The following is a 12288-nucleotide window of genomic DNA, read 5'->3' on the forward strand; positions in this document are numbered from 1 at the left end:
TCCTCCAGGCGCTAACCGCCGATGGTGACGCGAAAACCCGCTTTCTCAGCCATAATCCTGAATGGCTCAATCTGTGACGCGTCCGGGGCCTTAATTGTCGCCATCGACCACTTCCTGCCGAGCAGCGCGTATTTAGGCTCGCCATATTGATGGAACGGTAGAAGATGTATTTCAGGAAGCTTAAATGGCGCCAGAAACGCCAGGATTTGCCGGAAGTTCTCTTCACTAAGCGTATACCCGGGAATGAGCGGTACCCTGGGAATAACCCGAATGCGCTTCTCCACCAGCCTGCTGAAATTATCTAGCACCCGCGGTACATCGATCCGCAGCTGAGCCTGCGCGCGACCGGTATCCATGATTTTCAGATCGAACAGCACCTCATCGCACTGCCTGGCGAGCGGGTAAAAGCGGCTGAACGCCGCGTCGCCGGCCGTTTCAATCGCCGTGCGTATTCCCAGCTGGCGTAAGGTTTGCAGGAAGCGGGTTGCAAACCCGGCCTGCATTAATACTTCGCCGCCTGACAGGGTGACGCCGCCGCCGGAGGCGCGAAAGAAAACGTCATCCTTGAGGACTTCCTTAACTAAATTATTCAGCGTCACGTCGCGGCCGATTTGCTCCCATGCGCCGGAGGGGCACTCTTCGACATCCTGCTGGCAGCGCGTACAGCGCAGGCATTTGCTCTCCCGGCGTACGGTCTCTATTTTAGTGGAGATAGATTCCGGGTTGGCGCACCACGGACAGACGTGCGGGCAGCCTTTAAAAAAGACCACCGTCCTGATCCCCAGGCCATCGTTCAGCGAGTAGCGCTGGATGTTAAAAATGCGCGCCCGATCGGCGCGCGTCTCCAGAACCTCACAGCTGATGCGCGGTGCGGTGGATAATGTCATCCTGAATCTCCTTTGATAGCTCGACAAAGAAGGCGCTGTAACCCGCTACGCGCACCACCAGGCCTGCGAAATCCTGGGGACGCTGCTGCGCTTCGCGCAGGGTATCGGCATTGACCACGTTGAACTGGATATGCTGAAGCTTGAGCTTGCTGAATGCCTGCAAAAAGTCAGCCAGCTTATTGAGGCCGCCGTCACCGGCAAGGGTAGCCGGCGTAAACTTCACGTTAAGCAGCGTACCGTTGGATAAAAGATAGTTATCCAGCTTGCTGACGGATTTTAGTACCGCCGTCGGCCCTTGAGAGTCCTGGCCGACCATTGGCGAAAGCCCGCCGTCGGCTAGCTGATCGCCGGCCAGACGACCGTCGGGCGTTGCGCCGACCACTGACCCCAGGGGCACGTGCGCTGAGACGGTGTAGGAACCCGGCGTGAAATGCCCGCCGCGCGGGTTGAGATACTGCTCGACTTCTTTACAGTAAAAACGCAGTAAATCGGCGCTGATATTGTCGACTTCATCGATATCATTGCCATATTTTTCAAAACGGTTAATCAGCCGCGCGCGGATCTTTTCCCCTTCCGGAGTTTTGAAGTTGGCCTTAAGAACCTGAATGAGCTCATCAAAACTCATCCGCTGCTGCTCGAACACCATTCCCTTGAGCGCATGTAAAGAGTCGCTGAGGTTGGCGATACCAATGCCCTGCACGCCGGAGAAGTTATAGCGCGCTCCGCCCTCGGTGATATCTTTACCGCGTTCAATACAGTCCAGAATAAAAGAGGACAGCAGGGGAACCGGCGCCTGGTCGCGATGGCCGATATCGCAAATATTGCTGCCGTTAATCATCAGCTTGATGTAGTAGCGAATTTTTTCGCGGATTTGGTTGAGCAGCCCGTTCCAGCTCACGTCGGGATTGCCTTCATTCTCCAGGATTACGATCTCCATCACCTTGAGCAGGTTAAACATCGCAATATCGTGCAGCCCGTATGTTCGCCCGGGGATCGACAGCTCAACGCAGCCGACGACGGCGTAGTCGCGAGCATCCTCAAGCGATACCCCGCGATTCAAAAACGCCGGAATTACGACTTCATCATTAAAGACCTGCGGGATACCGGTACCCAGGCGGATCGTTTCTGCGGTCTTGCGCAGGAACGGACGGTCGATCAGCTCATTGACGCGGACGCCAAGATTAGGCTGCGGTAGCCGGACTTTCTGATACGCATCAAGAGCCAGAAACGAGAGTACGTTCACCGCGCTGCGTCCGGTCTCGCTTAGCCCGCCGAGCAACGCGGTATAGCCGGTCGGGAAGCCGGCAAAATAGCGAGCGCTGCTTGACGAGCGCAGCAGGACGATATCGTTGCACTTGACCCACAATGACTCCAGCAGCTCCTGCAGGAAAGCCGGGTCCTGGCCCCGATTTAACGATGTCTGATAGAACGGCAGCATGTACTGGTCGAAGCGCCCCAGCGAGAGTGAGCTGGCGTTAGATTCATGCTGCAAAATAATATTCATATGCCAGAACAGCTGACAGGCCTGGTAGAAATCCTCCGGGCGATGAACCGCGTTATGCCGGGAGATCGCGGCGATTGCGGCGAGCTCCTGACGCCGCTTAGCGTCGCTGCAGGCGGCGGCCATCTCCTCGGCCAGCAGCGCATAGCGCAGAATGTGCCGCTGCGAGGCCTCCAGCAGAATCAGCGCGGCCTGATAGAAGTGGTTGCCTGGCGCGCTTTCGGCCGCCGCCCGTAGTTCTGCAACCAGGGCCGCGAGGCCATTATTGAGCAGCCGGGGGTAGTCGATAATGATATGGCCCTGGCCCTTATCGGTCTGGTTGACGCTGAAAATCTGGGTGCTGACGGCCGCTTTGACCTCATCGGTCATCCGGGCGTTAATAAAGTCTTTCATCGAGCGCTTTTCCCAGTAAGGAAACAGCGCTTCGCGGTAAATGCGTTTATCTTCTTCGCTGATGACAAAACGATCCTGGGGGCGAGAGGCGAAGCTGTCCAGTTCGTTCAGTAACCAGTAAGGGTCCATTTCCGGGGAGACGATCCCGGCTCGCGGCTTGACCGTGCGGTTGCCCACAATGAGTTCATCCTCACGAATCGAGATCTGCACATGGTCAAGGATCCACGCGGTGGCTTTCGCCCGGCGTAATAGCACCGGCTCACCCGCCGTCTGTTTGTGGCTTGCGGTATACAGCAGCGCCCGCTCAAGCGAGATCTCCCGCGGCTGGGCGAACAAACTGTCTTTTAAGCGTTGAGTACGATTCGTCATGACAAACTCCATGTTAGTCCGGCGGAGCGCCAGGGCGCTCCGCTCTGTTCAGGCTTTCTGTGCAAGATGGCCGTCGATTTTTTGCATGATGGCCTCCGCGCGTTTCACCGCATCGCTGATATTGACGCGGACGATGGTTTTACCGGAAAAACGCTCTTCAAACTTGATGCCGATATCCTTGGTCAGGATGACCATATCGGCGCGGGCGACATCCTCCGCCGTCAGTTCGTTTTCGATCCCGATAGAGCCCTGGGTCTCGACTTTTATCTGCCAGCCTTTCGCTTTGGCGGCGCTCTCCAGCGACTCGGCGGCCATATAGGTATGCGCTACTCCCGACGGGCAGGCGGTGACGGCAATAATGTGGGTCATAGAATTATCCTCTCTGCTTCTCAGTTAATTTCGAAATCGAGATCCAGCTCGTCATCGGCTTTAGCGGCCGGCGTTTTCTTTTTTGTCAGCGCTTTAAGAGTAATGACGCAGGCGGCGGCGACGCATGCGCCGACCAGCAGGCCAACGATAAATCCGCCTTTACCCTGCACGACCGGCAGCACGATTAGCCCGCCCCAGCCGGCATAGCACTGCACGCCGAGCAGGGCGGTGGTGACGCAGCCGCTGGCGGCGCCAATCATAATTGAGGGGATCACCCGCAGCGGGTCGGCGGCGGCAAAGGGGATGGCGCCTTCTGAGACGCCTACGCAGCCCATCACCAGCGCGGCTTTGCCGGTCTCACGCTCTTCGGCGCTGAAATATTTGCGGCCGACAAGCGTTGCCAGCCCCATGCCAAGCGGCGGAACGGCGATACCGACGGCGGCAATCGCTACGACGCTGTAAATGCCCTGGGAGACGCAAATCAGCATAAAGGCGTAAGCCACTTTATTCACCGGGCCGCCCATGTCGAAGGCCAGCATCAGGCCCATAATGATGGCGAGCAGGACAATACTGCCCTCGCGCATTCCCTGGAGCCATCCGGTGAGGCTGGCGGTCAGCGCACCGACGGGCTCGCCTAAACCCCACATCATGATCCCGGCGGTAATAAAGGTGCCGACGATCGGGATGACAAAAATGGGCATCACCGAGCGCAGCACCTTGTGGACCGGGATCTTCTTGAGGTAATAGACCACCAGACCGCCGATCATCCCGGCGATCAGCGCGCCAAAGAAGCCGGCGCCAAAGCTGTTGCCTACCCACGCCCCGATGGCGCAGGGCGCCAGAGCCGCGCGGTCCGCAATGGAGTAGCCGATATACGCCGCCAGAAAGGGCACCATCAGCGTCAAACCGGCGACGCCAATATCAAACAGTTTTTTCAGATTCGGATCGGTCGCGACATCCGGGACCGCGCCCTTGCCGTACAGCATGACGGAGATGGCGAGCAGGATGCCGCCGGAGACCACGAAGGGGATCATATGTGAAACGCCGGTCATGAGATGCTGGCGTGTATTTTTTAGTATTTGCACCAGTTCGTTCATTGCTTGCTCCTGAGCGTGCTCTCGCTCGTGACGGTATTGATGTCTCAACAGTAGGAAAATGGCGGTACAGAAAATAGAAGAGAAAAAGTGCATTTACTGGATATTTGTAAGGTGAGAATAAAATTGCGATCCACCTCAAATCTTAGCGCTGGCGGGTATAAAACCAATTTATACGCCGCATTTGTGACCGCGGGCATGAAAAAGAATGCTGTGTACAATAGTCCAGTAATTAAGAGTTATTTCGCGTAGTGCCGTCAGGGTTCTTTCTTTACCTTTTGGGTAACTAACGTATTGCTCAGGAGAAAGGCGATGGCTCTGGTCATTAAATTCATATGCGATTTGTCGAATGGCGTTCACGCCCGCCCGGCCAGTCTGGTCGAAACGCGCTGTAATACCTTTTCGTCCACCGTTGACTGGCTGAATACGCGCAGCGGAAGGCGCGGGAATGCGAAAAGCGCGCTGGCGATCATCGGTACCGATACGATTAAGGGGGATGAGTGCCAGTTAATCATCTGCGGCGATGACGAGCAGCAGGCGTTTGCCGCGCTGTCGACGTTTATTGTGGAGGAGTTTCCGCACTGCGATGCGCCGCTGGCAATGGTAAACAGCATGGACGTGCAGCCGGTTCCTGAATCGCTTTCCCGCCTCAACCCGACGCTCTTTCGTGGCCAGCCCGTCTGTGGAGGGAGCGCGGGAGGCAGGCTCAGTCATCTGAAATCCCTTGAGCTTAGCGACCTCGGGCCGCTGCCCGCTGCCGGCAGTATCGAAGAGGAGCAGGCGCTGCTGGATAAGGGATTGCTGCTCCTGGTCAGGAATATCGAATTCCGCCTGCTGGACAACGACGGTACCGCCGGCGCCATCCTTGAAGCGCATCGTTCTCTGGCGACCGATGCCTCCTTGCGCCAGCATCTGCTCGACGGGCTGCTTGGCGGATTGAGCTGCGCGCAGGCGGTTGTCGCCAGCGGCGAGCACTTCTGCTCCCGGTTTAGCGAATCCGCGAATAGCTACCTGCAGGAAAGGGTGCTCGACGTCCGCGATATCTGCTTTCAGCTGCTGCAGCATATCTACGGCGAGGCCCGTTTTTCGGCGCCGGGTCAGCTCAACGCGCCGTCTGTTTGTCTGGCAGAAGAGCTAACGCCCGGCCAGTTTCTTGAACTGGACAAGACCCTGCTCAAAGGCCTGCTGCTGCGCAGCGGCGGGACCACCTCGCATACCGTGATTCTGGCGCGTTCGTTTAATATTCCCACGCTGGTTGGCGTCGATATGGACGCGCTGCTCCCCTGGGTCGGCCAGGCGGTGCATATCGACGGCAACGCCGGGCTGCTGGTGGTCAATCCCGATGAGGCGGTCGCGCGCTATTATCAGCAGGAGGCCTGGGTTCAGGCGCAGGTGCATAGCCAGCAGCAGGCGTGGCTGGATAAGGAAGGGCAGACCAAAGACGGCCTGCGTCTGGAGGTGGCGGCAAATATCGCGCACTCCGTTGAAGCCGCTGTGGCATTCAATAACGGGGCGCAATCGGTAGGTTTGTTCCGCACCGAAATGCTGTATATGGACCGGCCCGGCGCGCCGTCCGAGTCCGAGCTCTATAATATTTTCTGCCAGGCGCTGGAGCCGGCCTGTGGGCGCAGCATTATCATCCGCACGATGGATATCGGTGGAGATAAGCCGGTGCCCTATCTGAATATTCCGGCTGAAAACAATCCGTTCCTCGGCTACCGCGCGGTGCGGATTTATGAAGAGTATCAGGCGCTGTTTCATACCCAGCTCAGGGCCATTCTGCGCGCCTCCGCGCACGGTTCGCTGAAAATCATGATCCCGATGATTTCGTCGATGGAGGAGATTCTATGGGTGAAAGATCGGCTGGCGGAAGCCAGGCAATCGCTGCGCGACGAGCATATCCCGTTTGATGAGAAGATCCCGCTCGGCATCATGCTGGAGGTGCCGTCGGTGATGTTTATCATCGATCAGTGCTGCGAAGAGGTCGATTTCTTTAGTATCGGGAGTAATGACCTGACGCAATATTTGCTGGCGGTAGACCGCGATAACGCGAAGGTGACGCGCCACTATAACAGCCTCAACCCCGCTTTTTTACGCGCTCTGGACTACGCGGTTCAGGCCGTGCATCGCCAGGGAAAGTGGATCGGTCTTTGCGGCGAGCTAGGCGCGAAGGGCTCCGTTTTGCCGCTGCTGGTCGGCCTCGGAATGGATGAGCTGAGCATGAGCTCGCCGTCAATTCCGGCAGCTAAATCGCGCCTGGCGCAGCTCGACAGCCGGGCGTGTCGTCAGCTGCTGAACCAGGCGATGCAGTGCCGAACCTCGCTGGAAGTGGAGCATCTGCTGGCCCAGTTCCGTATGACCCAGCAGGACGCCCCGCTGATCGCCAGCCAATGCATCACCCTGAACAGCGACTGGCGCAGCAAAGAGGAGGTGATTAAAGGCATGACTGACAACCTTCTGCTGGCGGGCCGCTGCCGGTATCCGCGCAAGCTGGAGGCCGATCTCTGGGCGCGGGAGGCGGTGTTCTCCACCGGGTTGGGCTTCAGTTTCGCCATTCCGCATAGCAAGTCGGAACATATCGAACAATCCACCATCAGCGTTGCCCGCCTGGCTGAGCCGGTGGCGTGGGGAGAGGACGAGGTGCAGTTTGTCATTATGCTGACGCTGAATAAGCACGCCGCCGGCGACCAGCATATGCGAATTTTCTCCCGTCTGGCGCGGCGCATTATGCATGAAGCGTTCAGAAACTCGCTGGTCACGGCGCAGAGCAGCGAAGCTATTGCTGAACTGCTACACCGCGAACTCGAACTGTAAAGCGCTACGGACTCTGCGGTCCCGGGTAGGGAACGGAAAAAAGCAGATGCCAGAGCCCGGCGTCTTCGAGGGACAGGCCGCGTCAGCGACGCGGCATCTATTTTATCTGCTGCTCTTAACGCAGAATGGCCTGACAAATGGCCTCGCTGACCTGCTGAGTCGAGGCCGCGCCCTGCATATCCGGCGTTTTTGGCCCGCTGGCGATAACCTGCTCAATCGCTGCCAGAATACCGTTATGTGCCGCTTCGTAGCGCTCGTCGCCCGCCCCGAGGAAATCAAGCATCATCGCCCCGGCCCAGATAGTCGCTATCGGGTTGGCGATATTTTTGCCATAAATATCCGGGGCTGAGCCGTGGACCGGCTCAAATAGCGACGGGAAGGTGCGCTCGGGGTTGAGGTTTGCCGAAGGGGCGATACCGATGGTGCCGGTACAGGCCGGGCCGAGATCGGAGAGAATATCGCCAAACAGATTGGAAGCGACCACCACGTCAAAGCGCTCGGGCTGCAGCACGAAGCGGGCGCAGAGAATATCGATATGCTGCTTGTCCCAGCGGATCTCCGGGTAGCCCTGCGCCATCGCCTCAACCCGCTCGTCCCAGTAAGGCATGCTGATGGCCAGACCGTTGGACTTGGTCGCCGAGGTCAGGGTTCTGCGCGGCCGGCTCTGCGCCAGCTCAAAGGCGTAGCGCAGAATGCGATCGACGCCGCGGCGGGTGAACACCGACTCCTGGATCACCACCTCGTGCTCGGTGCCTGGATTCACGCGCCCGCCGAGGGCCGAATACTCGCCTTCGGTATTCTCACGCACCACGTAGAAGTCGATGTCACCGGCCTTTTTCCCCGCCAGCGGGCAGGGGACGCCGGCGAACAGGCGCACCGGGCGCAGGTTGACGTACTGGTCGAACTCGCGGCGAAACTTCAGCAGCGATCCCCACAGGGAGACGTGATCCGGCACGGTATCGGGCCAGCCGACGGCGCCGAAATAGATGGCGTCGAACTCTTTGAGCCGGGCATGCCAGTCGTCCGGCATCATTTTGCCGTGGCGGGCATAATATTCGCAGCTCGCCCATTCAATCTGTTCAAAGCTGAGCGCCAGATCCCAGCGTTCGGCCGCGGCCTGGAGTACGCGAATACCTTCAGGCAGAACTTCCTTACCAATACCGTCGCCGGGAATAGCGGCAATGCGCCAGATTTTCTTCATACGGGTTCTCACTTATTAGCGGGCGAAATTGACTTCTCCTCAATCCTATAATTGACTGCTTCATAATTAATCATGCTAACTGGTGAAACATAAAACACAGATCATGAACAATCTGCCGCTGCTAAATGATTTACGCGTGTTTATGCTGGTTGCCCGCCGCGCCGGTTTTGCCGCCGCCGCCGAAGAGCTGGGCGTCTCTCCGGCCTTCGTCAGCAAGCGAATCTCGCTGCTTGAACAGACCCTGCACGTGGCGCTCTTGCACCGCACCACGCGGCGTGTCGCCATCACCGAAGAGGGCGAGCGCATCTACGAATGGGCGCAGCGCATTCTGCAGGATGTGGATCAGATGCTGGATGAGCTCTCCGACGTCCGTCAGGTTCCGCAGGGTACGCTGCGCATTATCAGCAGCTTTGGCTTCGGCCGGCGGGTGGTGGCTCCCGCGCTGGCGGCGCTCTCCCGGCAGTATCCCCAGCTGGAGCTGCGCTTCGATGTTGAAGACCGGCTGGTGGATCTGGTCAGTGAAGGGGTGGATTTAGATATTCGGGTGGGGGACGATATTGACCCGAATCTGATTGCCCGCAGGCTGGTGAGCAATCGGCGCATTCTCTGCGCCTCGCCGACCTTCCTGGCGCGCCACCCGCAGCCGAAACAGCTTAGCGATCTGGCGACCCTATCGTGCCTGGTGATTAAAGAGCGCGACCGGCCCTTCGGCGTGTGGCAGCTGCAGGGTAAAGAGGGCGAACGGGCGATTAAGGTCACCGGCCCGCTGTCGTCGAACCACGGCGAAATTGTGCATCAGTGGTGTCTTGACGGCCAGGGGATCGCTTTACGTTCATGGTGGGATGTGAGTGAAAATATCGCCAGCGGCCATCTGGTTCACGTGCTGCCGGACTATTACCAGCCCGCCAACGTCTGGGCGGTATACGTGTCGCGGCTGGCGACCTCAGCTAAAATTCGCACTACCGTGGAGTTTTTGCGCCACTATTTCCAGCAGCACTATCCGCAGCAGCGTATCGTCAGCGACGAGGTGAAATAGCCGACGGCGTTGGCCGCCGGCCGAGGGCGTTACGGGCGGGTCACCTTTTGCAAAATGGCCAGCGCGCCGGCGAACTGCGCGTCAGGGATGGTGAGCGGATAGAGGAAACGGATCACGTTGCCGTACTGGCCGCAGGTCAGCAGCAGCAGGCCCTGCTCCAGCGCCCGGCGCTGGATCTCCTGCGCCAGCGCCGCCGAAGGTTCGCCGCTTGCCGGGTCAACGAACTCGGCGGCAATCATCGAACCCACGCCGCGCACTTCAGCCAGCCCCGGACACCAGGCTTTAGCCTCTTCCAGGGTCGAAATCAGGCGCTCGCCGAGGGACTGCGCGCGCGCGCACAGCGCTTCTTTATCAATAATGTTAAGCACCGCGTGGGCGGCGGCCACCGCCAGCGGGTTACCGGCATAGGTGCCGCCTAATCCGCCTGGCGCCGGAGCGTCCATAATCTGCGCGTTGCCGACCACCCCGGAGAGCGGCATTCCGCCCGCCAGGCTCTTCGCCATGGTCATCAGATCCGGCTTGTCGGCATAGTGATCCATCGCGAACAGCTTACCGGTACGGGCAAATCCGCTCTGCACCTCATCGGCGATCATCACGATGCCGTGCTCGTCGCAGAGGCGGCGAACGGCGGCGACCAGCTCTTTAGGCGCGACGTTAAAACCGCCTTCACCCTGTACCGGTTCAAAAATAATCGCCGCCACCTGTTTGGCTTCAATATCGGCCTTAAACAGACGTTCGATGGCGGTCATCGCATCCTGAGTGGTAATGCCGTGCAGGGCCGACGGATAGGGGACGTGGTAGACGGAGCCGGGGAACGGCCCAAAGCCCAGCTTATAGGGGGCAACTTTACCGGTCAGCGCCATCGTCATGTAGGTACGGCCGTGGAAGCCGCCGCCAAAGGCGATCACCCCGGGACGTCCGGTATGGGCGCGGGCAATTTTAATCGCGTTTTCTACCGCTTCGGCGCCGGTAGAAAAGAAGGCGGTTTTGGCCGGACCCCGCACCGGCGCCAGCTCGTTAAGCTTCTCGGCCAGCGCGACGTAGCTCTCGTAGGGCACAATCTGGTAGGCGGTATGGGTAAACAGCTGCAGCTGCTGCTGTACGGCGGCGACCAGCTCCGGGTGACGATGCCCGGTATTCAGCACGGCGATGCCGGCGGCAAAGTCGATGTAATCCCGACCTTCGACGTCGGTCAGGGTGGCGTTTTGCGCCGATTGGGCAAAGAAGTTGCACATCACGCCCACGCCGCGCGGGGTCGCTGAAAGACGACGCTGATGAAATTCGCTGTTGCTCATGTTTAACACCTTTTAGCAAAGTTGATGACGTTGACCGGCGCGGAGGCTTAAACCCCGAGGCGATCGCGCAGGCTGTAGTAGGCGGCGCCCATCGCGGTAAACGGAATGCGCAAGCTGCGTCCGCCCGGGAACGGGTAGTGCGGCAGTTTGGCAAAGGCGTCGAAGCGCTCGGCATCGCCGCGCAGAAGCTCGGAAATCAGCCTGCCGGCGAGATGCGTACAGGTGACGCCGTGGCCGCTGTAGCCCTGCATGTAATAAATGTTCTTATCGAGACGGCCGAACTGCGGCATCCGCGACAGGGTCAGCAGGAAGTTGCCGGTCCAGCGATAGTCGATCTTCACCCCCTTCAGCTGAGGGAAGGTTTTCAGCAGCTTGGGCATAATCAGACGCTCGACGTCGTCAGGGTCGCGGGCGCCGTACACCACGCCGCCGCCGTAGAGCAGGCGGTTATCGCCGGTTAAGCGGTAGTAATCCAGCAGGTAGTTGCAGTCCTCTACGCAGTAGTTCTGCGGGATCAGCGAGCGCGCGACCTCAGCAGAGAGCGGCTCGGTGGTGACCACCTGGGTGCCGCAGGGCATGCTGCGCTTCGCCAGTTCCGGCTCGAGCTTATCGCCCAGATAGGCGTTACCGGCGACAATAACGTAGCGCGCGGTGACCTGGCCGCGGGCGGTGCTGACCACCGCCGGGCTGGTGTGCTGGATCTGCGTGACCGGCGACTGCTCGTACACCCGGCCGCCGTTGAGGCGGATAGCGTCCGCTTCGCCGATGGCCAGATTCAGGGGATGAATATGACCGCCGCTACGATCGAGCAGCGCGCCGGTGTAGCGATCGCTGTTGACTTCGCGGCGGATAGCGGCGGCGTCCAGCAGCTCCAGCTGGGTATTGCCGTAGCGCTCCCAGTTCTCTTTTTGCTCCTCCAGCGTCTCCAGCTGCTTATGGTTCATCGCCACAAACAGGCCGCCGGGGCGGTAGTCGCAGGCAATCTGATAGCGCTCGATGCGTTCGCGGATAATATCGCCGCCTTCAAACATCATGCTGCCCAGCATTTTTGCCGCATCCGGGCCGTAGGTGCGTTCAATCACGTCGATATCGCGGCTGTAGGAGTTAACCAGCTGGCCGCCGTTGCGGCCGCTGGCGCCGAAGCCGATGCGCGCGCCTTCCAGCAGCACCACGTCGTAGCCCATTTCCGCAAGATGCAGGGCCGAAGAGAGGCCGGTATAGCCGCCGCCGACGACGCAGACGTCGCAGCTGATGGATTCATCCAGCGTCGGGAACGGCTCGTAGGCGTTGGCGCTGGCGGCGTAATAGCTGGTGGTATGTTCGGTCATG

General features: G+C 59.3%; 9 protein-coding genes. 2 read left to right on the top strand and 7 right to left on the bottom strand.

What is annotated here, in order from left to right; genetic code table 11:
• Nucleotides 1-11: 11 nt before the first annotated feature.
• The 4 genes from NWP14_RS12465 to NWP14_RS12480 are packed head-to-tail and all read right to left on the bottom strand — an operon-like array spanning nucleotide 12 to nucleotide 4616.
• Nucleotides 12-887: a [formate-C-acetyltransferase]-activating enzyme gene (locus NWP14_RS12465; protein ID WP_133597356.1), complete on the bottom strand. Its 876-nt coding sequence runs from the start codon at nucleotides 885-887 to the stop codon at nucleotides 12-14.
• Nucleotides 853-3150 (bottom strand): formate C-acetyltransferase, encoded by a 2298-nt coding sequence (locus NWP14_RS12470; protein WP_159236484.1) that lies wholly within the window; start codon nucleotides 3148-3150, stop codon nucleotides 853-855. Before NWP14_RS12470 ends, NWP14_RS12465 begins: the two co-directional genes overlap by 35 nt.
• A gap of 48 nt (nucleotides 3151-3198) precedes the next feature.
• Entirely contained in the window at nucleotides 3199-3519 is a 321-nt protein-coding gene (locus NWP14_RS12475; protein WP_095096162.1) for a PTS fructose-like transporter subunit IIB, read from the bottom strand.
• A gap of 20 nt (nucleotides 3520-3539) precedes the next feature.
• Nucleotides 3540-4616, bottom strand: a complete 1077-nt coding sequence (locus NWP14_RS12480) for a PTS fructose transporter subunit EIIC (protein ID WP_375215401.1) — start codon at nucleotides 4614-4616, stop codon at nucleotides 3540-3542.
• Nucleotides 4617-4925: 309 nt separating this feature from the next.
• Between NWP14_RS12480 and ptsP the strand changes: the two genes are divergently transcribed.
• Entirely contained in the window at nucleotides 4926-7427 is a 2502-nt protein-coding gene (gene ptsP, locus NWP14_RS12485; protein WP_095096167.1) for a phosphoenolpyruvate--protein phosphotransferase, read from the top strand.
• Between the two features lie 115 nt (nucleotides 7428-7542).
• On the opposite strand, the gene NWP14_RS12490 is transcribed toward ptsP, so the two are convergent.
• On the bottom strand, nucleotides 7543-8628 hold the full coding sequence (locus NWP14_RS12490; protein ID WP_375215402.1) for a tartrate dehydrogenase: 1086 nt from the start codon (nucleotides 8626-8628) through the stop codon (nucleotides 7543-7545).
• 82 nt (nucleotides 8629-8710) lie between these two features.
• On the opposite strand from NWP14_RS12490, the gene NWP14_RS12495 reads away from it, so the two are divergent.
• The gene (locus tag NWP14_RS12495) at nucleotides 8711-9664 is read left to right on the top strand and encodes a LysR substrate-binding domain-containing protein (protein ID WP_331835570.1); all 954 of its coding nucleotides are present in this window, start codon (nucleotides 8711-8713) and stop codon (nucleotides 9662-9664) included.
• 29 nt (nucleotides 9665-9693) lie between these two features.
• On the opposite strand, the gene puuE is transcribed toward NWP14_RS12495, so the two are convergent.
• Both puuE and NWP14_RS12505 read right to left on the bottom strand, forming a co-directional pair.
• On the bottom strand, nucleotides 9694-10959 hold the full coding sequence (puuE, locus tag NWP14_RS12500) for a 4-aminobutyrate transaminase (protein WP_331835569.1): 1266 nt from the start codon (nucleotides 10957-10959) through the stop codon (nucleotides 9694-9696).
• 47 nt (nucleotides 10960-11006) lie between these two features.
• Nucleotides 11007-12287 (bottom strand): FAD-binding oxidoreductase, encoded by a 1281-nt coding sequence (locus NWP14_RS12505; RefSeq protein WP_095096178.1) that lies wholly within the window; start codon nucleotides 12285-12287, stop codon nucleotides 11007-11009.
• Between the last annotated feature and the right edge of the window lies 1 nt (nucleotide 12288).

This window comes from Klebsiella sp. C349492, assembly GCF_042055345.1.
GTDB lineage: Bacteria > Pseudomonadota > Gammaproteobacteria > Enterobacterales > Enterobacteriaceae > Klebsiella > Klebsiella scottii.